Origin of the sequence: Nakamurella endophytica (genome assembly GCF_014646215.1) — a bacterium.
Lineage (GTDB): Bacteria > Actinomycetota > Actinomycetes > Mycobacteriales > Nakamurellaceae > Nakamurella > Nakamurella endophytica.
Map to the genome: position 1 here is coordinate 366,814 of NZ_BMNA01000002.1, position 21,856 is coordinate 388,669.

At 75.2% G+C, this 21,856-nt stretch carries 23 protein-coding genes and 1 pseudogene; 6 read left to right on the top strand and 18 right to left on the bottom strand.

From position 1 onward, the window contains the following. Window positions 1-6: 6 nt before the first annotated feature. Both IEY37_RS22775 and IEY37_RS05250 read right to left on the bottom strand, forming a co-directional pair. Window positions 7-851, bottom strand: a pseudogene (locus tag IEY37_RS22775) (cytochrome c oxidase assembly protein). A gap of 4 nt (window positions 852-855) precedes the next feature. Then, window positions 856-1,344 (bottom strand): DUF2243 domain-containing protein, encoded by a 489-nt coding sequence (locus IEY37_RS05250; RefSeq protein WP_188940459.1) that lies wholly within the window; start codon window positions 1,342-1,344, stop codon window positions 856-858. 389 nt (window positions 1,345-1,733) lie between these two features. Between IEY37_RS05250 and IEY37_RS05255 the strand changes: the two genes are divergently transcribed. Continuing rightward, window positions 1,734-2,153, top strand: a complete 420-nt coding sequence (locus IEY37_RS05255; RefSeq protein WP_188940460.1) for a VOC family protein — start codon at window positions 1,734-1,736, stop codon at window positions 2,151-2,153. A gap of 125 nt (window positions 2,154-2,278) precedes the next feature. Here the strand turns inward: IEY37_RS05255 and IEY37_RS05260 are convergent, their stop codons facing one another. Both IEY37_RS05260 and IEY37_RS05265 read right to left on the bottom strand, forming a co-directional pair. Next, entirely contained in the window at window positions 2,279-2,944 is a 666-nt protein-coding gene (locus tag IEY37_RS05260; protein ID WP_229673908.1) for a GNAT family N-acetyltransferase, read from the bottom strand. Continuing rightward, the gene (locus tag IEY37_RS05265) at window positions 2,937-3,524 is read right to left on the bottom strand and encodes a TIGR03086 family metal-binding protein (RefSeq protein WP_188940462.1); all 588 of its coding nucleotides are present in this window, start codon (window positions 3,522-3,524) and stop codon (window positions 2,937-2,939) included. Before IEY37_RS05265 ends, IEY37_RS05260 begins: the two co-directional genes overlap by 8 nt. A gap of 80 nt (window positions 3,525-3,604) precedes the next feature. On the opposite strand from IEY37_RS05265, the gene IEY37_RS05270 reads away from it, so the two are divergent. Then, window positions 3,605-4,324 (top strand): LON peptidase substrate-binding domain-containing protein, encoded by a 720-nt coding sequence (locus tag IEY37_RS05270; RefSeq protein ID WP_188940463.1) that lies wholly within the window; start codon window positions 3,605-3,607, stop codon window positions 4,322-4,324. A 171-nt stretch (window positions 4,325-4,495) separates the two neighbouring features. Further along, entirely contained in the window at window positions 4,496-6,796 is a 2,301-nt protein-coding gene (locus IEY37_RS05275; protein WP_229673909.1) for a HelD family protein, read from the top strand. Window positions 6,797-6,851: 55 nt separating this feature from the next. Here IEY37_RS05275 and IEY37_RS05280 read toward each other — a convergent pair whose 3' ends face one another. Further along, window positions 6,852-7,679 carry a DUF2127 domain-containing protein gene (locus tag IEY37_RS05280; protein WP_188940464.1) on the bottom strand — a complete coding sequence of 276 codons (828 nt, stop codon included), beginning with the start codon at window positions 7,677-7,679 and terminating at the stop codon, window positions 6,852-6,854. Between the two features lie 58 nt (window positions 7,680-7,737). Further along, on the bottom strand, window positions 7,738-8,676 hold the full coding sequence (locus IEY37_RS05285; RefSeq protein WP_188940465.1) for a DUF998 domain-containing protein: 939 nt from the start codon (window positions 8,674-8,676) through the stop codon (window positions 7,738-7,740). Window positions 8,677-8,856: 180 nt separating this feature from the next. On the opposite strand from IEY37_RS05285, the gene IEY37_RS05290 reads away from it, so the two are divergent. Next, window positions 8,857-9,651 carry a thymidylate synthase gene (locus IEY37_RS05290; protein WP_188940466.1) on the top strand — a complete coding sequence of 265 codons (795 nt, stop codon included), beginning with the start codon at window positions 8,857-8,859 and terminating at the stop codon, window positions 9,649-9,651. Next, window positions 9,648-10,187, top strand: coding sequence for a dihydrofolate reductase (locus IEY37_RS05295; protein ID WP_188940467.1), 540 nt, complete (start codon window positions 9,648-9,650; stop codon window positions 10,185-10,187). The genes IEY37_RS05290 and IEY37_RS05295 overlap by 4 nt, the downstream gene beginning before the upstream one ends. Before the next feature lie 70 nt (window positions 10,188-10,257). Here the strand turns inward: IEY37_RS05295 and IEY37_RS05300 are convergent, their stop codons facing one another. The 4 genes from IEY37_RS05300 to rimO form a co-directional block, all read right to left on the bottom strand. Beyond that, window positions 10,258-10,635, bottom strand: a complete 378-nt coding sequence (locus IEY37_RS05300) for a helix-turn-helix domain-containing protein (RefSeq protein WP_188940468.1) — start codon at window positions 10,633-10,635, stop codon at window positions 10,258-10,260. Window positions 10,636-11,240: 605 nt separating this feature from the next. Continuing rightward, window positions 11,241-11,786, bottom strand: coding sequence for a CinA family protein (locus tag IEY37_RS05305; RefSeq protein WP_188940832.1), 546 nt, complete (start codon window positions 11,784-11,786; stop codon window positions 11,241-11,243). A 32-nt stretch (window positions 11,787-11,818) separates the two neighbouring features. Next, window positions 11,819-12,406, bottom strand: coding sequence for a CDP-diacylglycerol--glycerol-3-phosphate 3-phosphatidyltransferase (gene pgsA / locus IEY37_RS05310; protein WP_188940469.1), 588 nt, complete (start codon window positions 12,404-12,406; stop codon window positions 11,819-11,821). Beyond that, window positions 12,406-13,890 carry a 30S ribosomal protein S12 methylthiotransferase RimO gene (gene rimO, locus IEY37_RS05315; protein ID WP_188940833.1) on the bottom strand — a complete coding sequence of 495 codons (1,485 nt, stop codon included), beginning with the start codon at window positions 13,888-13,890 and terminating at the stop codon, window positions 12,406-12,408. Before rimO ends, pgsA begins: the two co-directional genes overlap by 1 nt. A gap of 141 nt (window positions 13,891-14,031) precedes the next feature. Between rimO and IEY37_RS05320 the strand changes: the two genes are divergently transcribed. Next, the gene (locus tag IEY37_RS05320) at window positions 14,032-14,580 is read left to right on the top strand and encodes an amino-acid N-acetyltransferase (RefSeq protein WP_188940470.1); all 549 of its coding nucleotides are present in this window, start codon (window positions 14,032-14,034) and stop codon (window positions 14,578-14,580) included. A gap of 70 nt (window positions 14,581-14,650) precedes the next feature. Here IEY37_RS05320 and IEY37_RS05325 read toward each other — a convergent pair whose 3' ends face one another. The 8 genes from IEY37_RS05325 to rapZ all read right to left on the bottom strand — a co-directional run bounded on the left by IEY37_RS05325 (window position 14,651) and on the right by rapZ (window position 21,845). Continuing rightward, window positions 14,651-14,998, bottom strand: coding sequence for an RNA polymerase-binding protein RbpA (locus IEY37_RS05325; RefSeq protein WP_188940471.1), 348 nt, complete (start codon window positions 14,996-14,998; stop codon window positions 14,651-14,653). Between the two features lie 33 nt (window positions 14,999-15,031). Then, window positions 15,032-15,268, bottom strand: a complete 237-nt coding sequence (gene secG / locus IEY37_RS05330; protein ID WP_188940472.1) for a preprotein translocase subunit SecG — start codon at window positions 15,266-15,268, stop codon at window positions 15,032-15,034. A 145-nt stretch (window positions 15,269-15,413) separates the two neighbouring features. Further along, window positions 15,414-16,160 (bottom strand): triose-phosphate isomerase, encoded by a 747-nt coding sequence (gene tpiA / locus IEY37_RS05335; protein ID WP_188940834.1) that lies wholly within the window; start codon window positions 16,158-16,160, stop codon window positions 15,414-15,416. 63 nt (window positions 16,161-16,223) lie between these two features. Further along, on the bottom strand, window positions 16,224-17,420 hold the full coding sequence (locus IEY37_RS05340) for a phosphoglycerate kinase (RefSeq protein WP_188940473.1): 1,197 nt from the start codon (window positions 17,418-17,420) through the stop codon (window positions 16,224-16,226). Window positions 17,421-17,654: 234 nt separating this feature from the next. Then, window positions 17,655-18,659 carry a type I glyceraldehyde-3-phosphate dehydrogenase gene (gene gap, locus IEY37_RS05345; protein WP_188940474.1) on the bottom strand — a complete coding sequence of 335 codons (1,005 nt, stop codon included), beginning with the start codon at window positions 18,657-18,659 and terminating at the stop codon, window positions 17,655-17,657. Window positions 18,660-18,943: 284 nt separating this feature from the next. Beyond that, window positions 18,944-19,924 carry a DNA-binding protein WhiA gene (gene whiA / locus IEY37_RS05350; protein WP_188940475.1) on the bottom strand — a complete coding sequence of 327 codons (981 nt, stop codon included), beginning with the start codon at window positions 19,922-19,924 and terminating at the stop codon, window positions 18,944-18,946. Window positions 19,925-19,950: 26 nt separating this feature from the next. Further along, complete coding sequence (locus IEY37_RS05355; protein WP_373298265.1) at window positions 19,951-20,964, bottom strand: gluconeogenesis factor YvcK family protein; 1,014 nt, start codon at window positions 20,962-20,964, stop codon at window positions 19,951-19,953. 29 nt (window positions 20,965-20,993) lie between these two features. Beyond that, a complete protein-coding gene (gene rapZ / locus IEY37_RS05360) occupies window positions 20,994-21,845 on the bottom strand; it encodes an RNase adapter RapZ (protein WP_188940836.1) in 852 nt (283 codons plus the stop codon). Between the last annotated feature and the right edge of the window lie 11 nt (window positions 21,846-21,856).

A 21,856-nucleotide genomic window follows, 5' to 3' on the forward strand; every position in this document is an offset into this window, starting at 1 on the left:
CAGACCCTAGGTTGTGACCCGGGTCCGGCCGCCACGGGCCGCCGCCTGGGACCTCGCCCGGGACGCTGCCACCGCCCGCCCGGCGGGCACCCGGGCGGCGCGGGCCTCGGCCCGGCGCAGGTCGCGTCCGGACCGGGCGTACCACCGGGCCATGACGGCGCCGGCGACCAACGCCTCGACCGCGGTGCCGCCGTAGTAGAGGAGCTCGGCGGCGGTGCGCAGCTGTTCCGGCGACCCGGCGCCGGCCGGCAGCGACCGGGCCCACGCCAGCTTGGCCACCACGTCGTGCGCGGCGGCGGCGGCGACCAGCACCGCGAGCCGCACGGCCGCACCAGGCCGGCGCGGGGCGGGGTCGACACCGGTCAGGTACCAGGCGAACAGGCACCCGGCCACAGCATGTGCAGGTGGACGAGCACGCCGGGCGCGGGCAGCCGCTGGGTCCATCCGTACAGCGGGGTCAGGAAGTACGCCGCGGTCCCGCCCACCTGGAGCACCAGCACGACGGGACCGCAAGACAGCAGTCGGATCACCCGGCCGTGCAGCACCCCGAGCAACCGCCGCCGCCCCGCGGGACCGCACGAGCGCAGCACCAGCGTGACCGGGGCCGCCAGTGCCACGCACAGCGGGACGAGACCGGACAGCACCAGATGGGCCACCACGACGCCGCGCACGTCGCCGTGCGGGACCAGGAACGCCGCGCCGGCGAGGACCGCTGCACCGGCCGCCGCCCACTGCCGGCCCCGCGGCCAGACCACGCCGCGCAGCCCCAGCCGACGGACCGCGGCGGCGTACCCGGCGGCGACCGCGGCGACGGCCGTCACCCACCACGCGCCGGCCAGCTGTCCGGTCACCGGGTCAGGCGCCCCGGTCGTGCGTGGACGGCCGCGGCGCCACCGGGCGCGCCCGCCCGAGCAGCAGCGCGATGCCGACGACCACGCCGACCGCTCCGCTGACGTTCCAGGCCACGTCGTACGCGGTCAGGTCGACGCCGTACCGGATCTGGTGCAGGCCGAGCACCTTGTGCTGCACCAGCCCGTCGTAGACCTGGAACGCGCCCCAGCCGAGCAGCCCGCCGCCCCACACCCGCTCCGGCACCGTGGCGCGGCGCCGCTGCAGGTCGGCGAAGAGGAACAGCCCGGCGACGACGGCGATCCAGCCGCCGGCGTGGAACAGCCCGTCGGAGACCAGGCCCACCTCGGGCGTCGACCGGTCGTAGAAGTGGTGCCAGTGCAACAACTGGTGGAAGACGGTCTCGTCGAGGAAGGCGGCGACACCGACGCCGACGAGCACGCCGGCGAGGACGGATCGGCCGGTCCGGGCGGCGGTCGGGTCGGTCGGCGGCACGCGGGTCTCCCTGCTGGGCGGCGGACCGGAGCGACCGGCCGGGTGGACGGTCGACCGGTTCCCGGCGCCGGGGCGGGGTGAACCGCCGGCGGTCACCGGGTGTGGGCACGGACGCGCCGTCGACTGTCGGCCCCGTCTGCCCGTCTGCCCCGTCGCCCGTGTCGTCGGGAGCGGGCAGTCCGCGGGCACCCGGAGCGGGCACGACCCGTCGCCCCTGTCGACCTGGCGACCTGTCGTCGCCGGCGGGTCGGTCGCCGCTCGCCGGTCACGGTCGCACCGGTCCGACCGGGGCGGGACGGGCCAGGGGCGGCGCTCCGGCTCGAGTTGTGGCCGGCGGGGACCGGTCGGAGGATCGCCGCGGGGATCCGCACACACCGACAGGAGCAGCCATGACCAGCCGCCTCAACCCCTACCTGGGCTTCCGGGACACCGCCCGGCAGGCCATGGAGTTCTACCGGTCGGTGTTCGGCGGGGAGCTGACCCTGAGCCGGTTCGCGGACATGCACGCCAGCGACGACCCCGCCGAGGCGGACAAGATCATGCACGGGATGCTGGTCACCGACAGCGGCTTCGTGCTGATGGCGGCGGACACGCCAAACCGGATGGACTACAACCCCGGCGACAACTTCTCCGTGTCGCTCAGTGGGGACGACGAGGCGGAGCTCCGCGGGTACTGGGAGAAGCTGTCCGACGGGGCGACCGTGACCATGCCGCTGGAGCAGGCGCCCTGGGGCGACTGGTTCGGGATGTGCACCGACCGCTGGGGCGTCAACTGGTTGGTGAACATCTCGCCGGCCGGACAGGGCTGAGACCGCAGCCTCTGCGCCGGGTGCGCCTGGCCGGCGCCGCCGGTGCGGCGCGGTCGGCCGTGCAGCGCCGTCGTCCGTCCGGCGCCGTCGTCCGTCGCGCGCGGGCCGTCGGCACGGCGCCATGGTCAGCCGGACGGGTCCGGCACCGGCCCTCCCCGTCCGCTCCGCCGCCTCTCGAGGTCCAGTTCCAGCCAGGCGACGTCGATGTAGCGGCCGAACTTGCTGCCGACCTCGGTGAAGGTGCCGATGCCGCGGAACCCGAACCCGTGGTGCAGGGCCAGCGACGCCGGGTTGGGCAGCGCGACACCCGCGTAGGCACGGTGCAGCGGCTGGCCGTCCAGCAGGTCGAAGAGCTCCCGGTACAGGGCCCGGCCGACGCCCCGACCCTGGCCGCCCGGGTCGACGTAGACCGACACCTCCACCGAGGTGCGGTAGCCGGCCCGCGGCCGGAAGGGGCTGCTGCTCGCATACCCCAGCAGGCCGCCGTCCGGCGCCTCGGCCACCAGCAGACGGTGCGGCCCCGCCGTGCCGTAGTGCGAGAACCACTCGGCGCGCTGCGCCTCGGACCACTCGTCGAGGTCGAAGGTGGCCTCGCTCGTGCGGACGTAGTGGTTGTAGAGCGCCGTCAGTGCCGGGATGTCGTCCGGACGGGCGGCGCGAACGGCGAGCGCCCACCCGGCGTCGCCGGCTCCGGCCGCCGGTGCGACGCCGCCGGGCGGCGGCGCGGGCGCCCGCGCGTCCCCGACCGGCGCGCTGCCCACGACGCCGTCGACGATCCGGTGGTCAGCCACCGGCAGGCCTCCACCCCGGGTCCCGCCCGGAGAGACCCAGCAGGCGGTCCAGCGGCGGCGCATCGTCCGGGACCGGCACCCGTGGACCGAACGTCTTGCCGGGCCCCTGGTAGTCCGGGGTGAGCATGCCGGGCGCGAAGTCGAGCGCGGCGACGCAGGCGTCGTCCGCCGGCGTCCACGGCTGGCCGGTGGCCACCGCGAGGTCCCACCCGTGGACCAGGTACTCCCAGAGGATCATGGACAGCGCCATGTCCCCGGGCATCCCGCTCTCGCCGAGGTACAGCGGGCGGTCCGCGGCTCCGCCGGACACCGCGTCGTGCAGCCGGCGCGCGGCGTCCTGGACGGTGGCGCCCGTCCGGTCGTCCGCCGGCTCCTGCCCGACCGGCGCCCGTCCGTCCGGGTCGGCGTAGCCGTCGGCGAAGACCGTCAGCCAGCTGAGCACGTGGTGACGCAGCGCCGCCACGTCGAGATCCGTGCACGGTGTCGGCCGCCGGTCGGCCGACGGCGGGATGCCGTCGACGACGACTGCCAGGTCGGACAGCACCGGGTCGAGCAGGGCGGTGGTGGTCGTGGGGTCCATGCAAGCAGACCGTAGGGCAGGCCACCGACAACGGCGGATCGAGGGCCCCGCGCCCACGGCGACCTGCGTAGAGTCGCCGCGTGGACCTGCTGCGGTTGCCGCTCTTCCCGCTCGGGACGGTGCTGTTCCCGGGCGAGCCGTTGCCGCTGCACGTGTTCGAGCCGCGCTACCTGGCGCTGATCACCGCGTTGCTGGAACTGCCGGAGGACCGGCGGGTCTTCGGGGTGGTGGCCATCCGGCAGGGCCGCGAGGTCGGCGCGGACGGTGTCTCGGCCCTGCACGACGTCGGCTGCTCGGCGTTGCTCCGGGACGTCTCGCCCCGGGCGGCCGGCCGGTACGACGTCCTCGCCGTCGGCGTGCAGCGCTTCCACCTGGTCGACACGGAGTTCGGCGACGTGCGGACGGGGGTCGTCCGGATGCTGTCGGACGACGACCGGGCGGCCCCCGCAGCGGGCCGCGATCCCGGCGAGGACCCGGCACCCGGCAGGTCGGTCGGCGAGCTGGCCGAGCTGGTGCGCCAGGCGTTCGCCCGGTACCGGGACGCCCTGCTGCACGCCCGCGGCGTCCCGGGCGACGCCGCGGGGCTGCGGCTGCCGCCGGACCCGCTGGTGCTGTCCTACGCGGTGGCCGCGGCGATGGTGCTCGACCTGCCGGACAAGCAGCAGCTGCTGGCCAGCCCGGACACCGCCGGGCGGTTGCGGGCCGAGCTGGTCGTGCTGCGGCGGGAGACGGCGATGATCCGCGGCCTGGCCATGCGCCCCGCGGTCGAGTTCACCCGGCTGCCGTATACCGCGAACTGACCGGCCGCCGACCGCCGGCCGGTCCGGTCGAGCGCCGGTCGGTGCCGTCAGCGGTCGGTGCCGTCCGGTGCCGTCCGGTGCCGTCCGGTGCCGTCCGGTGCCGACCGCCACCCGCCGGCGCCGCGGCCACGTACGCTTGATGGCCGCTCCGTCCTGTCGACATCCCGGGGGTTGATCACGCTGTCCGACCGTGACCTGAGGGAGGAACAGCAGTTCGTCAGCACGCTGTACCGGCGCCTCGACCAGATGCGCGACCAGACCACGTCGCTGCGCGACGCGTACCTGCGGGACAGCGACGGCACCCCGGGCGGCCGGGTCCAGCGCGACATCGCCTACGCGCACCACGCGGCCACCCTGCAGTCGCTGGTGCTCGCCGAGGACCGGCTCTGCTTCGGCCGGCTCGACACGGCGGCGGGCGAGTCGGTGCACATCGGCCGGCTGGGCATCTTCGAGGAAGGGCCGGGTGACCGGCAGCTCCTGATGGACTGGCGGGCGCCTTCGGCCCGGCCGTTCTACGTCGCCACCGCCGCCGATCCGCTGGGTCTGGTGCGCCGCCGGCACCTGCGGGTGCGCCGGCGGGTCGTCGGCGCGGTGACCGACGAGTACCTGGACGTCCGCCCCGAACTGCTGGCCCGCCTGGGCGTCGAGACCGCGGACGTGGCCAGGGCGGACTCCCCGGCCGGTGAGTCGGCGCTGCTGGCCGCCCTGAACGCGCCGCGCACCGGCCGGATGGCCGACATCGTCGAGACCATCCAGGGCGAGCAGGACGCCATCATCCGCGCCGACCGGTCCGGCGTGCTGGTCGTCCAGGGCGGTCCCGGCACGGGCAAGACCGCCGTGGCGCTGCACCGGGTGGCGTACCTGCTGTACAACCACCGGGACCAGCTGGCCAACCGCGGCGTCCTGATCATCGGGCCGAACCGGACCTTCCTGGAGTACATCGGCCAGGTGCTGCCCTCGCTCGGCGAGAACGCCGTCGTGCTGAGCACCCTCGGCGAGCTGGTGCCCGGCGTCCGCGCCGAGGCGGTCGACGAGCCGGAGGTCGCCGCCGTCAAGGGCCGTGCCCAGATGGCGGGCGTGATCGCGAACGCGGTGCTGGACCGGCAGCGCATGCCGCGGGTGCCGGTGCCGGTGCCGTCGGCGCAGGGCCGGCTCGAGCTGTCGCCGGAGCTGCTGGCCCGGGCGCAGCGGCGGGCCTGGGGCGGGCGGGCCCCGCACAACCGCGCCCGGGCCTCGTTCCTACGGGTGGTGTTCAACGACCTCGCCCGGCAGGTCGCCGCGCGGCACCGTCGCGGGCTCGGCGCGGAGCTGCCGTGGACCGCGGAGGACGCGGCGGACACGGTGACGGCCTTGCGGGAGGACGAGGCCGTGCACCGCGCGCTCGCCCCGCTCTGGCCGCTGCTCACCCCGGCGGCGTTGCTGCGGGATCTGCTCTCCGATCCGCGGCGACTGGCGTTCGCCGCACCCGACCTGCAGGAGCGGCAGCGGGCCGCGCTGCTGCGTCCGGCGTCCGCGCCGTTCACCGTGTCCGACGTGCCGCTGCTCGACGAGGCCGCCGAGCTGCTCGGGCCGCTCCCGGCGGACCGCGGTCCCGGACCGGCCGACGACGGCGCGGCGCGGGACTACGCCGAGACCGTGCTGGACATGCTCGCCGGCGAGGAGGCGCACGAGGACGCCGAGGCCGCCGGCGACACGGCGTCCGACGGGACCGGCGGCATCGTCGACGCGGCGACCCTGCTGGCGCTGCAGGCGGACCGGGTGGCGCTGACCTCCACGGCCGAGCGGGCGGCGACCGACCGGGAGTGGACCTACGGCCACGTCGTGGTCGACGAGGCGCAGGAGCTCTCGCCGATGGCGTGGCGTGCGGTGATGCGTCGCTGCCCGCTCCGGTCGATGACCCTGGTCGGCGACACCGCGCAGGCGTCCGACCCGGCCGCCGCGCGGTCCTGGGCCAGGGCTCTCCGGCCGCACGTCGGGGACCGGTGGCGGCTGGCGGAGCTGACGGTGAACTACCGCACCCCCGGCGAGATCTCGGACCTGGCCGAGCGGGTGCTCCGCCGGATCGACCCCGGGCTGCGGGCCCCGACCGCGGTCCGCCGGACCGGCGTCCGGCCGTGGTTCCGCCGGGTCCCGGCGGAGAAGCTCACCGCGGTGGCCGCGCAGTCGGCGGCCGAGGAGCTCGCGCAGTCCGCGGAGGGGCGGCTGGCGGTGCTGGTGCCGCCGGGTCTCCGAGCGGCCGCTGCGGCGGCCGTGGCCGCCGGCCTGGACCGGGCGGCGCGGGAGCGGGTCGACGTGCTGACCGTGGCCGAGGCCAAGGGCCTGGAGTTCGACGTGGTCCTGCTCGTCGACCCGGATGCCATCGAGCGCGGCTCGCGGCGCGGCCGCAGCGACGTCTACGTCGCGATCACCCGGGCGACGCAGCGGCTCGGCGTGCTGCACTCCGGCCCGACCCCGGCCTGGGCGGCGGACTGATCCGCGGGGCCGGCCGCCGGGCGGTCGACCCGAACCGTGCAGCTCACGGTGCAGCTCACCGTGCGGCTCCTGTCCCGGACAGCGACCCGGGCGTCGACGTCGTGGCGCCGCCGGCCGGATCCGAGGGTGGGCCGCCCGCCGCCGCCCGCTCGACGGTCAGCAGGCTTTCCGAGCGGTGCAGCGCCTGCTGGGCCGCCGCACCGCCACGCACCCCGAAGAGCCGCTTGGAGGCGACCAGCCACACCACGACCGCCAGGTTCAGCAGGAACAGGACCACCCGGAGCGCGGTGACCCGCTCGGTCAGCTCGTACATCTCCAGCGGCAGGAACACCGCGGTGGCCACCACCGACAGGTACTCGCCCCAGCGTCGGGCCAGCCACAGACCGGCGCCCTCGACGGCCTGCAGGGCCGCGTAGGCGACCAGGCCGACGGACACCCAGACCAGCGTCGTCGGGGTGAGCGAGAAGGCGTCGTCGATCCACCGGACGATGTGCGAGTCCTGGATGTTCCAGCCGATCTGGCGGGCGAACGGCCGCAGCAACGGGAAGTCCTCGAGGAACGACCGGTGCAGGTCCGTGCGCCGGTGCCGGAACACCAGCACCAGCACGGCCAGCAGCAGCAGCCCGACGGTCCGCAGCCAGCGTTCGACGGCGATGAGCCGCAGGATCCTGCGGTCGCGCAGCGCGCGGCCGCGCGGCACCTCCGGCGCGCGATCCGCCGGGCCCTCGCCGCGCGGCGGCCCGACGACGAACGTGGCGCACCGCAGGCACCGCCAGGCCTCCCCGGCCGGCGTCCGGACGCGGACCCGCTCGCGCAGGTCCGGTTCGGTCGGCGCGTAGGTCTCGTGCCCGCGGTGGGCGCACGTCCGCAGGTCCCAGTCCACGGGCCGAGCGTAGAGACCGCTGCGTGCGGTGGACGTACGCGGCCGAGCGGCCCGCGCGTCACCGGCGGGTGGCCACCGCCGGGGACGGACCGAGCCGGGCGCCGTCCGGGCCGGCCAGAGCCGGCCGCTGCAGCACCCACAGCGCGAGCACGGCGACCGCCGCCATCTCGGTCAGCGACAGCGCCCGCTCGACGAAGCCGACCAGGCGCCAGGCCGGCACCCGGGTGGTGGCCGACAGCACGGTCTGCACCGCCAGCACGCCGAACCAGCCGGCCGCGACCCAGGACAGCCGCACCGCCCACCGTGGCCACCGCTCCCCCGCGCGGGCGGCCGTGCGGCAGGTCAGCAGCGCCCCCAGCGGCAGGCTGAAGAACGCGATCAGGGTCCACGTCCAGTGCACCCGGCTGCCCACGGCGGTCTCCACGCCCAGGGCCTGCTTGTGGAAGACGGTGAGCCCCACCAACCCGACGCACCAGGTGGCCAGCATCGCCGCGCCGACGGTCCGCCAGCGCGCCAGTCCGGACGCCACGACGGCGGCCAGCACTGCGGCCGACCCTGCGCTGAGCACCAGGACCCCGCCGTTGAACAGCCAGCCGATCGGCGTCAGGGCGTATTCACTGATCGTCCGGGACAGCGGATCCAGCGCCCGGCCGGCGGGCAGGACGTGCAGCAGGCCGATGGCGACGGTCGAGACGGCCACGGCCGCCAGCCCGACCAGGGCCAGTCGGTGGGCCGCGGGCGCGTCGCGCTGGACGGCCACCGGGTCGGCCACCGCTCCCAACGCCGATCCCCGGTCCAGCCCGCCCGGCTCGCCGGTGCGGGCCGCGACCGCGTCGCCGGCGGACGGATCCGGCGCCGGTGCGGTCACGGCCGACGCCGGGACGGTCGGGTGGGCCGGGACGTCCCGGTCGGAGCCCGTGGGATCCGCCGCTGCCGCCTGGCCCGCCGGGCGCCGGCGTTCGGGTTCGAGGCGGTCCGCGGGGAGCTGCAGCGTCACCCGTGCCCCCTCCCGTGCGCGTCCGGTGCCGACACGCTATCCGGACCAGCCGGGTCCGGGGGCCCGAAGGGGTCCGGACCGGGGTCCGGTCGGGGGCATCTCCGGAGGTTCCCCGTCCTCCGCCGGGCGCACCGGGCCGGCGTGCCCGGGTCGCGGCCGGTGGCCTCTAGGCTGCCGGGTATGCGGCAGTACCTGGACCTGCTGGACCGGATCCTGTCCACCGGGCACGCGAAGTCCGACCGCACCGGGACGGGGACGCTCAGCGTCTTCGGCCACCAGATGCGCTTCGACCTCGCGGACGGCTTCCCGGTGGTCACCACCAAGAAGGTGCACCTGCGGTCGGTCGTCGTCGAGCTGCTGTGGTTCCTCCAGGGCTCCACGAACGTCCGGTGGTTGCAGGACCGCGGCGTGACGATCTGGGACGAGTGGGCCGGCCCGGACGGCGAGCTCGGCCCGGTCTACGGGCACCAGTGGCGGTCCTGGCCGGCGCCGGACGGGCGGCACATCGACCAGATCGCGCGGGTGGTCGCGTCGCTGCGCAGCAACCCGGACTCCCGCCGGCACATCGTCTCGGCGTGGAACGTCGCCGAGGTCGACGACATGGCGCTGCCGCCCTGCCACACCCTGTTCCAGTTCTACGTCGCGGACGGCCGGCTGTCCTGCCAGCTGTACCAGCGGTCCGCGGACGTGTTCCTCGGCGTGCCGTTCAACATCGCCTCGTACGCCCTGCTCACCGCGATGACCGCGCAGGTCGTCGGGCTGGCGCCGGGCGAGTTCGTGCACACCATCGGCGACGCGCACCTGTATGCGAACCACCTCGAACAGGCCCGGCTGCAGCTGACCCGCGAGCCGCGGCCGCTGCCGCGGCTGCGGCTCAACCCGGCGGTCACCGAGCTCGACGCATTCACCGAGGCCGACATCGAGGTCCTGGACTACGCGCCGCACCCGGGCATCAAGGCGCCGATCGCGGTATGACGGTGACCCTGGTCGCCGCTGTGGCGGCCAACGGCGTGATCGGCGCGGACGGCGGCATGCCCTGGCACCTCCCGGAGGACCTGCGGCGCTTCCGGCGGCTGACGACGGGCCGGACCCTGGTCATGGGTCGACGCACCTGGGACTCGATCGGCCGGCCCCTCCCCGGGCGCCGCACGGTGGTGGTGACCCGGGACCGGGCGTGGGCCGCCGACGGTGCGACGGTCGCGCACTCGCTGGCCGACGCCCTGGCACTGGCCGGACCGGACGCCGTCGTGGTCGGCGGAGGCGAGATCTACGCGGCCGCGCTACCCGTGGCCGACGTGCTGGAACTGACGCACGTCGACCGGGCGGTGGCCGGCGACACCCGGTTCCCCGAGATCCGGGTCGACGAGTGGCGGGAGACCGAGCGACAGGACCGCGACGGGTTCAGCTTCGTCCGCTACGAACGACGCGCGGACACCGGAGCGGCCACCCCGGCCACCCTGGCCGCGGCGGACGTCCGGCCGGGCGGCACGGACACCGCGCCGGCCGGCTGACCGGCAGTCCTCGCGGACGTGCCGCTGTCCCCACGGACGGCGTGGCTCCCGCACGACCGGCGCGGACCGCTCAGGCGACCGATGCCTCCGGCTTGGCCCGCTCGTACGGCACCACGATCCGCAGCGCCGGGTCGATCGACGGGCGGCGCTGCTGCGCCCCGTCCAGCGACACCTTGGCCGAGTTGGCCTGCTTGGCCGCGACGGCGCACTGACGGTCGGCGTCCGACCGCAGGCTCTGGCTGACCGTGTCGAGCACGTCCGACAGCCGCAGGTCGAGGGCGTCGCAGATGGCGGCGAGCAACTCGCTCGAGGCCTCCTTGCGTCCCCGCTCCACCTCGGAGAGGTAGCCGAGGGAGACGTTCGCTGCCGTCGACACGTCGCGCAGCGTCCGACTCTGACTCGTCCGGGCGTCGCGCAACGTCTCACCCAATGCATCCCGCAACAACACGTCGCACCTCCCTTCCTCTCGCCGGGCTGCTCCGCGGACGCGGGGCGCAGACCCGTCGCTACCTACAACACCGCAGGACCGACGGTAGTTCCGCCGCCGGTCGCCGGTGACCGACGGGACGGCGGGCGGACCGGCCGGCCCGGAGGGCGACGATGCCCGCGGACCCGGCACCCGGTGCCGCCACGGCTCCGGCGTCCCCGCCGGCGCCGACCGCGGCCGTCCCGCGGCGGAACCGGCGGGCCAGCGCCGACAGCGCCGACAGAGCCGACGGTGCCGACTGCCCGACGGTGCCGGCTGTCCCGACACCGCACCGGTGCCCCGAACCCGTGCCGGTCACGCTACTCCCGGCGACCGACAGCGCCGCCGGATCGCGCACCGCGCCGGTGTCCGCCGTGGGCGAACGCCGGCGCTCGACCTTGGCCAGCCCCGCCCGGGGGCGCCATCGGGACCGCGTCGGGCAAGGTTTCCATTCGTCGGCCGCAGGGCCGACCCTGCGGGGCACGGCGGTGGCACGGCGGATGGCACGGCGGTGGGCACGGCCATCGGCTGCCCGCCGCTTCAGGACCGCCGGTGGCCGTCCGGTCCTCCGAAGCGGTCAGCGGTCCTCAGTGACCGTCGGCCCGCCCCGAGGTGGCGACATAGTCCTCGAGCAGCCGCACCGCGGCCTCCAGGGCCTCCGCCTGGACCGTGGCCCGGCCCGGTGTGGCGCCGTCGTCGCCGGCGTGCAGCTCGACGACCTGGTCCACGGCGTCCCGCGAGTCGCCACCGTCGCCGTCCGGGACCGCCGATCCGGACAGCGCGACGAAGACGGTGCCGACGTCCTTGCCGTCCTGGCGGGCCGGGCCGGCGACGCCGGTCAGCCCGACGCCGAGGCGGGCGCCGCAGCGTTGCCGCGCCCCGCGCGCCATCTGCCGGGCCACCTCGGGATCCACGGCGCCCCGACGCTCGAGCAGATCGGCGTCGACGCCCACCAGCTCGTGCTTGAGCTCGGTCGCGTACGACACCAATCCGCCCCGCACCACGCTCGACGCGCCGGGCACCTCGGTCAGCAGGGCGCAGAGCAGGCCCCCGGTCAGCGACTCGGCGGTGGCGACGGTGGTCCCGTCGCGGGTCAGCCTGGCGACCAGCTCCACCAGCCGGTTCGGATCCATCCCGAGGGCCCGGGCCAGCGGTGCGTCGACGATCACGGGCGGGCCTTCGGCCGGTCGACCCGGCCGACGAGGGCGGCCGCGCGGACCAGGTAGTCGGCTCCGGTGAGCAGGGTGAGCCCGACGGCCACCCACATCAGCGCGGCGCGGACCCAGTCCAGCGACGGCGGCACGGGCAGGACGTACAGGCCGATGGCGACGATCTGGACGAGGGTCTTGGCCTTGCCGCCGGGGCTGGCCGAGATGACGCCGTAGCGCAGCACGGCCAGGCGCAGCAGGGTGATGCCGATCTCGCGGACGAGGATGGCCGCGGTGATCCACCACGCCAGGTCGTGCAGCATGGACAGCCCGATCAGCGCCGAGCCGGTGAGGGCCTTGTCGGCGATCGGGTCGGCGATCTTGCCGAAGTCGGTGACCTGGCCGCGCTTGCGGGCGATGTGGCCGTCGTAGCGGTCGGTGATGGCGGCCGTGGCGAACACCAGGCCGGCGACGCAGCGCCAGGTCGTGTCGTGGCCGCCGCCGGCGAACAGTGCCAGCAGGAACAGTGGCACCAGGATCAGCCGCAGCACGGTGAGCGCGTTGGGCAGGTTCACCAACGACACGCGGGGCGGCTGATCGGCCATCAGCACCGCGCCCCCGCCACCGCCCGGAGCGCTACCGTGCCCGCCGGCGCGGCGTCGAGCACCTGGAGGGCACGCGCCTGCAGGTCGACGCCGTCGGTGCCGGTCACCACGGCCCGGACCAGGTCGCCGCGGCGCAGCCCGTCGGCCTCGGTGAGCACCGTGCAGCCGTCCACCTCGGGTGCCTGGTGCGCGCCGCGGCCCACCACGCCGTCCGGGCCGTCCACCTCGTCCACCAGGACGGTGACCTCGGTGCCGACCCGGTCCTCGGCGCGCTGTGCGGTCAGCTCCTCGGCCAGCGCGGTGACCAGCTCCACCCGGCGGTCGATCTCGTCCTGGTCGAGCTTGTCCGGCAGCCGCTCCGCGGCGGTGCCGTCCTCGTCGGAGTAGCCGAACACGCCGACCGCGTCCAGCCGAGCCCCGCTGAGGAAGCCGGTCAGCTCGTCGAGGTCCTCGAGCGTCTCCCCGGGGAAGCCGACGATGACGTTGGTGCGGATGCCGGCCTCCGGCGCCTCGTCGCGGATCCGGCGGCACAGGTCGAGGAAGGACTCCCGGGAGCCGAACCGGCGCATCCGCCGGAGCACCGGCGCGGACGCGTGCTGGAACGACATGTCGTAGTAGTCGGCGACCCCCGGAGTGCGGGCGATGGCGCTGAGCAGGCTCGGCGTGGTCTCCGCCGGCTGCAGGTAGGACAGCCGGACGCGCCGGATGCCGGGAACCGCGGCCAGGTCGCCCAGCAGCCGCTCCAGCAGGTTCCGGCCGGGCAGGTCCTTGCCGTAGCTGGTGGAGTTCTCGCTGACCAGCACCACCTCGCGGACGCCCTGCGCGGCCAGCCAGCCGGCCTCCGCGACGATCTCGTCGGCCGGCCGGGACACGAACGCGCCGCGGAAGGACGGGATGGCGCAGAAGGTGCACCGCCGGTCGCAGCCCGAGGCGATCTTCAGCGGTGCCACCGGACCGTCGTGCAGCAACCGCCGGGTGAGCACCGGGCCGGTGGCGGGCACCGGCCCGTGGCCCGGGACGGAGAGCGCGCCGGCGGCGGCCGGCCGGCTCACCGGGGACAGCGGCAACAACGTGCGCCGGTCGACCGGGACGTGCGAGCGCGGGGAATGCCCGTCGAGGACGTCGCCGAGCAGGCCGGCCAGGTCCGGGTAGGCGTCGAACCCGAGGACGGCGTCCGCCTCCGGCAGCGCGTCCGCCAGTTCCTGCCCGTACCGCTCGGCCATGCAGCCCACCGCGACGACCTTGGCGCCGGTGTCCGCGGCGGCCAGCAGCGAGTCGATGGAGTCCTTCTTGGCGCCGGCCACGAACGCGCAGGTGTTGACCACCACGACGTCCGGGCTCTCGTCGGCCGCCTCGTCCAGCAACCGGTAACCGCCGCCGGCCAACCGCCCGGCGATCTCGGACGAGTCGACCTCGTTGCGGGCGCAGCCCAGCGTCACCAGCGACACCGTCCGTGGCTCCCGGTCGGAGCGGGCGGACGGCAACGAGGTCACAGCGAAAGACTAGTCGCGCCACAGCGGCCCGCGGGACCGAGGCGTCCGGCGGGGACCGGGACCGCCGGGCCGGCCGCCCTGGCGGTCCGTCCGGGCAGGGGCGGTCGGTGGCCGGCGACTAGGGTGCCGGACGTGACCCGCTCGTCGTCCCGGTCCGCCGCCCCGGCGTCGGGGGTGCGGGTGCACCGCGCCCGGGTCGGCGACGTCCGGCAGATCAAGCAGCTGGTCGACGTCTACGCCGGGCCCATCCTGCTGGAGAAGACCCTGGCCAACCTGTTCGAGGACGTCACCGAGTTCTGGGTGGCCGTCGACGAGCAGGACGACCGGGAACGGGTGGTCGGCTGCGGAGCCCTGCACGTGCTCTGGGAGGACCTGGGCGAGATCCGCACCGTCGCCACCCACCCTTCCGCGCGCGGTCGCGGTATCGGCCGCGCGGTGTGCGAGGCGCTGATGGCGGAGGCCCGGCGGATGGGGCTGAGCCGGCTGTTCGTGCTGACCTTCGAGGTGTCGTTCTTCTCGGCGCTGGGGTTCCAGCCGATCGAGGAACTCGACCTGGACCCGGAGGGCTACGCCGAACTGCGCCGGTCCTACGACGCCGGCGTCGCCGAGTTCCTCGACCTGCCGTACGTCAAGCCGAACACCCTGGGCAACACCCGCATGCTGCTGCAGCTGCCGGACTGATCCGCCCGCGGACCGCGCCACCCGCGGCGGCGCAGCAGATCCGCCCGGGACGGGGGCCTCGGTCGGTGGCTCAGCCGCGGGGCGTGCGGCGGTCCGCGACCTTGGCCAGCGCCTCGGCGAGCAGGGCCTCGCCGTCGCTGTCGCTGCGCCGTTCCTTCACGTAGGCCAGGTGGGTCTTGTACGGCTCGTTGCGCGGCGCGGCCGGCGGGTTCTCGGAGTCGAGCCCGGCCGGCAGCCCGCAACTCGGGCAGTCCCAGGTGTCCGGGAGCTCGGCGTCGACCGCGAAGGACAGCCGGGTGCGGTGGCCGTTGGCGCAGTAGAACTCCAGCCGGTGGCGCGGCGCGGTCTCGCCGCGGTCCGCCTCACCCATCCGGCCAGCTCCCACCCGGGAGCCACGAATCGGGTTACCGGTAGCCATGTCCAGCCCTTCCGGCGACGACCGGCGGACCGGTCAGGCGCCGACCTTGAGGATCAGGCCGACCCCGATGATCGAGATGACCCAGATCACTGCCACGAACAGCGTCAGCCGGTCGAGGTTCTTCTCGACCACGGACGACCCGGACAGCGACGACTGCATGCTGCCGCCGAACAGCGACGACAGACCGCCACCCTTGCCGCGGTGCAGCAGGATGAGCGCCATCAGCGCCAGGCTGGTGATCACCAGCAGGATGTCCAGGACGATCTTCATCAACGGCCTCGCGGACCGGGCCGGAACCCGGTCGTGTCGATCGGTGCCGGCGGCGGCGCAGTGGTCGCGGCGGGCGCGTCCACTGCGGGCGGCCGCCCGGCAGGGTCGGTGCAGTCTAGCGTGCCGGGGGCCGTCCGGGCCGTGCTCAGGCCAGCACGCCGACCGCGTTGGCCGCCAGCGTGGCGAACTCCGTGCCGTCCAGCGAGGCGCCGCCGACCAGCGCGCCGTCGACGTCCGGCTGCGCGACGATCTCGGCGCAGTTCGACGCCTTGACCGAGCCGCCGTACAGGATCCGGGTGCCGGCGGCGACACCGGCACCGAAGCGCTCGGCGAGCTGCGCCCGCAGCGCGCCGCAGACCTCCTGCGCGTCGGCCGGGGTGGCCACCCGGCCGGTGCCGATGGCCCACACCGGCTCGTAGGCCAGCACCAGCCGGGCCGCCTGATCGGCGGTCACCGAGGCCAGGGCGGCGTCGAGCTGGGCCACCGCGTGCGAGACCTGCCGGCCGGCCTCGCGGACGTCCAGTCCCTCGCCGACGCAGAGCAGAGGGGTCAGGCCGTGCCGGTAGGCGGCGGCGACCTTGGCGGCCAGGAGCTCGTCGCTCTCGCCGTGGTGCTCGCGCCGCTCGGAGTGGCCGACCAGCACGTAGCTGCAGCCGAGCTTGGCCAGCATGGCGCCGGAGATGTCCCCGGTGAAGGCGCCGGCGTCGTGCGGCGACAGGTCCTGCGCGCCCAGCCCGAGCTGCAGCTTGTCGCCGTCGATCAGGGTCTGCACCGACCGCAGGTCGGTGAACGGCGGCAGCACCGCCACCTCGACGTGCTGCAGGTATTTCTCCGGCAGCGTGAAGGCGATCTTCTGCACCAACGCGATGGCTTCGAGGTGGTTCAGGTTCATCTTCCAGTTGCCGGCGATCAGCGTCCGCCGGCCGCCCTGGACGTTCCGTTCCGCAGCCACCGCTCAGTCCTCCAGCACCGACAGGCCCGGGAGCTGCTTGCCCTCCAGGTACTCCAGCGAGGCGCCGCCCCCGGTGGAGATGTGGGTGAAACCGGCCTCGTCGACGCCGAGGGTGCGCACGGCGGCGGCGGAGTCGCCACCGCCGACGACGGAGAACGCGGAGGAGGCCGCGATGGCCTCCGCGACGGCGCGGGTGCCGTCGGCGAAGCGGGCCATCTCGAACACGCCCACCGGACCGTTCCAGAACACCGTGGCGGCCCGCCCGATCACCTCCGCGAAGGCGGCCCGGGTGTTCGGGCCGATGTCCAGGCCCTGCCACGCGTCCGGGATGGCGGCGGCGTCGACGATCTCGGTGTCCGCGTCGGGTGCGAAGTCGTCCGCCGCCACGATGTCCGTCGGCAGCACGATCTTGTCGCCGTGCCGGGCCAGCAGGTCGGCGCAGGTGCCGATCTGGTCCTGCTGCAGCAGCGACTGCCCGACGCCGTGACCCTGCGCGGCCAGAAAGGTGTAGGCCATGCCGCCGCCGATCAGCAGGGTGTCGACCTGCGGCAGCAGCGAGGTGATCACGCCCAGCTTGTCCGAGACCTTGGAGCCGCCGAGCACCACGGCGTACGGCCGGGCCGGCTCGGTGGTGAGCCGGCGCAGCACCGCGGTCTCGGCCGACACCAGGTAGCCGGCGTAGTGCGGCAGCCGCAGCGCCACGTCGTACACCGAGGCCTGCTTGCGGTGCACCACGCCGAAGCCGTCGCTGACGAACGCGGCGTCCGGGCCGACCAGCCGCACCAGGTCGTCGGCCAGCGCACCGCGCTCCGCGTCGTCCTTGCTGGTCTCGCGCGGGTCGAAACGCACGTTCTCCAGCAGTGCCACCGCACCGTCGGACAGCCCCGCGACGGTCGCCGCGGCGGACTCGCCGACCAGGTCGGCGGCCAGCGCGACGGGCGCGCCGAGCAGCTCACCGAGCCGGGCGGCGACCGGGGCGAGCGAGTACCGCTCCTCAGGCGCGCCCTTCGGCCGGCCCAGGTGCGCCGTGACGACCACCCGGGCCCCCGCGCCGGTCAGCGCGGTGAGCGTGGGCAGCGACGCGCGGATGCGGCCGTCGTCGGTGATCGTGGTGCCGTCCAGCGGGACGTTGAAGTCCGACCGGACCAGCACGGTCCGGCCGGACACGCCGATGGCGAGCAGGTCGTCGAGGGTGTGCACGCAGGGGTCTCCTTGCGGGTCGCACGGCGGCGCGGGGCGCAGGCCGGCGTCGGGATGTGTCCGGACGGTGCCGCCTCCGGACGGGCGGGCGGGGTGGGGTCCACTGTGGGATGCACTGGGGATCCGCTGGGGATCCGCTGAGGATCCGCTGAGGATCCACTGTGGAGCGCGGCGGACCGGCCCCGGCCGCGCGGGCCGGCACCGCCCGCGGGTGCGGGCGGGCCGGCCGGCGGGTCAGAGCTTCGAGGCGACCAGGGCGGTGAAGTCCGCCAGCCGGTTGCTGTAGCCCCACTCGTTGTCGTACCAGCCGACGACCTTCACCAGGTTGTCGCCCAGCACCAGGGTCAGCGGCGAGTCGAAGGTGACCGACGCCGGGGAACCGACGATGTCCGAGGACACGATCGGGTCCGTCGAGTAGCTGACGTACCGGGACAGCGGGCCCTCGGCGGCCGCGCGGAACGCGTCGTTCACGTCGTCGACGGTGACCGACCGGCTCAGCTCGACGGTCAGGTCGGTGCAGGAGCCGTCGGGCACCGGCACCCGGAGGGCGTAGCCGTGCAGCTTGCCCTTGAGCTCGGGCAGCACCAGCGCGGTCGCCTTGGCGGCGCCGGTGGAGGTCGGGATGATGTTGACGGCGGCAGCGCGGGCGCGGCGCAGGTCCTTGTGCGGGAAGTCCAGGATGACCTGGTCGTTGGTGTACGCATGCACCGTGGTCATCAGGCCCTTCTCGATGCCGAAGGCCTCGTGCAGGACCTTGGCCATCGGGGCCACGCAGTTGGTGGTGCAGGAGGCGTTCGACAGGACGGTCTGGCTGCCGTCGTAGGCGCCGTCGTTCACGCCCATGACCACGGTCAGGTCCTCGCCGGTGGCCGGCGCCGAGATGATGACCTTCTTGGCGCCGCCGGTCAGGTGCTTGCGGGCGCCGTCGGCCGTGGTGAAGTGACCGGTCGACTCGATGACGATGTCCACGCCCAGGTCGCCCCACGGCAGCGCGCCGGGGTCGCGGTCGGACAGCACCTTCAGTTCCTTGCCGTCGACCGTGATCGAACCCTCGCCGGCCGAGACCTCGTACGGCAGCTTGCCCAGCACGCTGTCGTACTTGAGCAGGTGCGCCAGGGTCTTGGTGTCGGTCAGGTCGTTGACGGCGACGATCTCGACGTCGTGCTCCAGCGAGTCGAGCGCCCGCCAGAAGTTGCGGCCGATCCGGCCGAATCCGTTCACTCCGACGCGCACGGTCACGTTGTGTCAGCCCTTCGTCTGCGTGGTCCGGTGGTGGCCGTCCGGACCGGATGTCCCGGCCGGGTCCGGTGACCCGTCCGGATCGATCAAGAGACGCCGCACACAGCCACCCGGGCGTCCGGCCTCACTGTATCGGCCGGCCATGGGTGCCTCGGACCCGCGGCCGGATCGCCCCGGGTCCGGTCGCGTGACCAGCGCGGACGCCGGGTCCGGAGCCGTTCGGACCGCGGCCGGCGCGCCCGGTCGGGTGCCGTCCGGCCGCCTCCGCCGGCCCGTGCCGCCGGTCAGCCGTCGAGCATCTCCGGGGTGACGGCCGACTCGGTGTCCGGGATGCCGTCGTCGGCGGCGCGCTTGTCGGCCATGGTCAGCAGCCGACGGATCCGGCCGGCGATCGCGTCCTTGGTCATCGGCGGGTTGGCCAGCTGGCCCAGCTCCTCCAGCGACGCCTGGCCGTGCTCGATCCGCAGCCGGCCGGCCTCCTGCAGGTGGTCGGGGGCGTCCGCGCCGAGGATCTCCAGCGCACGCTCGACCCGGGCCTTGGCGGCGACGGCGGCGCGCGCCGACCGTCGCAGGTTGGCGTCGTCGAAGTTGGCCAGCCGGTTGGCGGTCGCCCGCACCTCGCGGCGCATGCGCCGCTCCTCCCAGGCCAGCACCGAGGTGTGCGCACCGAGCCGGGTGAGCAGCGCCGCGATCGCGTCGCCGTCGCGGACCACCACCCGGTCGGCGCCGCGGACCTCCCGGGCCCGGGACGCGATGCCCAGCCGCCGGGCCGCCCCGACCAGCGCGAAGGCGGCCTCCGGTCCCGGGCAGGTGATCTCCAGCGACGCCGACCGGCCGGGCTCGGTGAGCGAGCCGTGGGCCAGGAACGCGCCGCGCCAGGCGGCCTCGGCGTCGCCCAGCGCCCCGGCGACGATCTGCGCCGGCAGCCCGCGGACCGGGCGGCCGCGCTGGTCCAGCAGTCCGGTCTGCCGGGCGAGCTGGTCGCCGCCCACCACGACCCGGACCAGGTAGCGGGTGCTCTTGCGGATGCCGCCGGCGCCGAGCACCTGCACCTCGGCGTTGTGCCCGTAGAGCTCGCCGATCTCGCGACGCAGCCGCCGGGCCACCGCTCCGGTGTCCAGCTCGGCCTCGATGATCACCCGGCCGGCGACGATGTGCAGCCCCCCGGCGAACCGGAGCAGCGTCGAGACCTCCGCCTTGCGGGCCGAGACCTTGGCGACCGCCACCCGGCTCAGCTCGTCCTTCACGGCGGCGGTCATCGCCATCGGTGTGTCCTCCCGGCCTGTGTGCCCTATGCCTGTCCGCGCCCGCGCCCGCGGACCGCCCGGTCCGACACGGCCCGCGCCAGCACGGGCCCGATCGCGGCGGCGAGTGCGGTCGGGTCGTGGCGCGACTCGCCCGGGACGGCGATGTCGGCCAGCACGAGGCGCGCGCCCAGGCGGTCCGTGGTGGCCGCCAGGCGGCCGGGGAGGGGCACCGCGCCCGAGTCGGCCAGCACCGTGTCGATCCGGAAGGCCGGAGCGTGAGCAGAGAGTACGTCCAAGTGTTGTTCCGGTGAGAATCCTTCGGTCTCCCCCGGCTGCGCCGAGAGGTTGAGGACCACCAGCCGGTGCGCCGCGGTCGCCACCAGGCCGGCGGCCGAGCCCGGCAGCATCAGGTGCGGCAGCACGCTGGTGAACCAGGACCCGGGACCGAGCACCACCAGGTCGGCGGCGGCCACCGCCGCCAGCGCCTCGGGACAGGCGGCCGCGTCCCGCGGTTCGAGGTCGACGCTGCGCACCCGGCCCGGGGTGGCGGCCACCGCCACTTGCCCGCGGATGGTGCGGACCGCGGCCGGGTCGGCGTCCAACCGCTCGACCTGCGCGACGATCGTCAGCGGCCGGCAGGACATCGGCAGCACCCGACCGCGGGCCTGCAGCAGCCGGGCGGTCGCATCGAGCGCGGCGACCGGGTCTCCCAGCACCTCGGCGAGCCCGGCCAGCACCAGGTTGCCGACCGGGTGACCCGCCAGCGCACCCTCGCCGGCGAACCGGTGCTGCAGCGTGGTCGCCCACAGCTCCGCCTCGTCCGTCTCCCCGGCCAGCGCGGCCAGCGCCATCCGCAGGTCGCCGGGCGGCACGATCGCCGGCAGCTCGCGGCGGAGCCGGCCCGACGAGCCGCCGTCGTCGGCGACCGTGACGACCGCCGTCAGGTCGGCGTCCAGCCGGCGCAGTGCCTGCAGCATGGCGAAGAGCCCGTGACCGCCGCCGAGCGCGACGATCCGCGGGCGGGTGCCGGCCCCGGCTCCGGCCCCGATCTCCGCCACGACGTCGCCGTCCCGCTCCCCCGGGCCGGTCACTCGCGCCCCAGGTCCCGGTGCACGACGCGGACGGTGGTGTGGTCCGCGGCGAGCCGGCGGCCGAGCTCCTCGGCGATCGCCACGGACCGGTGCTTGCCGCCGGTGCAGCCGACGGCGAGCGTCAGGTACCGCTTGCCCTCGCGCTGGTAGCCGCCGCCGATCAGGTGCAGCAGCCGGACGTACTGGTCCAGGAACTCGCCGGCACCCTCCTGGCCCAGGACGTACCCGGACACCGCCGGGTCGAGCCCGGTGAGCGGCCGCAGGTCCGGTTTCCAATGCGGGTTCGGCAGGAACCGCATGTCGACCACCAGGTCCGCGTCCAGCGGCAGGCCGTACTTGTAGCCGAAGCTGAGCAGCGTCACGCTGCGCGGCGGCGGCTGGTCGGCGAAGGCGCGCTCGATCTGCCGGCGCAGCTCGTGCACCGACAGGCCGCTGGTGTCGATGATCACGTCCGCCTCGTCCCGCAGCGAGGCCAGCACGGCCCGTTCCGCGGCCAGCCCGTCGGCGATGCGGCCGCCGCCCTGCAGCGGGTGCTCCCGCCGGTTGGCCTCGAACCGCCGGATCAGCACGGCGTCGTCGGCCTCGAGGAACAGCACCCGGGGACGGTAGCCGCGGGCGTCGAGGTCGCGGATGGCCGAGGCCAGGTCCTCGGTGAACGCCCGGGACCGGACGTCCATCACCACGGCGATGCGGGTCAGCCCGCCGCTGGCCCGCGACCCCAGGTCGACCATGGTGGCGATGAGCTCGGGCGGCAGGTTGTCGACGACGAACCAGCCGAGGTCCTCCAGGCACTTGGCCGCGGTCGAGCGGCCGGCCCCGGAGAGGCCGGAGACGACCGCGACGGCGATACCGCTCGACG

Bases quoted from the DNA above. Each gene is read 5' to 3' on its own strand.
- secG (WP_188940472.1), bottom strand. From the start codon at position 15,268: ATGAAGATCGTCCTGGACATCCTGCTGGTGATCACCAGCCTGGCGCTG.
- IEY37_RS05255 (WP_188940460.1), top strand. From the start codon at position 1,734: ATGACCAGCCGCCTCAACCCCTACCTGGGCTTCCGGGACACCGCCCGG.
- tpiA (WP_188940834.1), bottom strand. From the start codon at position 16,160: ATGAACCTGAACCACCTCGAAGCCATCGCGTTGGTGCAGAAGATCGCC.
- whiA (WP_188940475.1), bottom strand. From the start codon at position 19,924: ATGGCGATGACCGCCGCCGTGAAGGACGAGCTGAGCCGGGTGGCGGTC.
- pgsA (WP_188940469.1), bottom strand. From the start codon at position 12,406: ATGGCCGATCAGCCGCCCCGCGTGTCGTTGGTGAACCTGCCCAACGCG.
- IEY37_RS05265 (WP_188940462.1), bottom strand. From the start codon at position 3,524: ATGGACCCCACGACCACCACCGCCCTGCTCGACCCGGTGCTGTCCGAC.
- IEY37_RS05295 (WP_188940467.1), top strand. From the start codon at position 9,648: ATGACGGTGACCCTGGTCGCCGCTGTGGCGGCCAACGGCGTGATCGGC.
- IEY37_RS05290 (WP_188940466.1), top strand. From the start codon at position 8,857: ATGCGGCAGTACCTGGACCTGCTGGACCGGATCCTGTCCACCGGGCAC.
- IEY37_RS05325 (WP_188940471.1), bottom strand. From the start codon at position 14,998: ATGGCTACCGGTAACCCGATTCGTGGCTCCCGGGTGGGAGCTGGCCGG.
- IEY37_RS05305 (WP_188940832.1), bottom strand. From the start codon at position 11,786: ATGGATCCGAACCGGCTGGTGGAGCTGGTCGCCAGGCTGACCCGCGAC.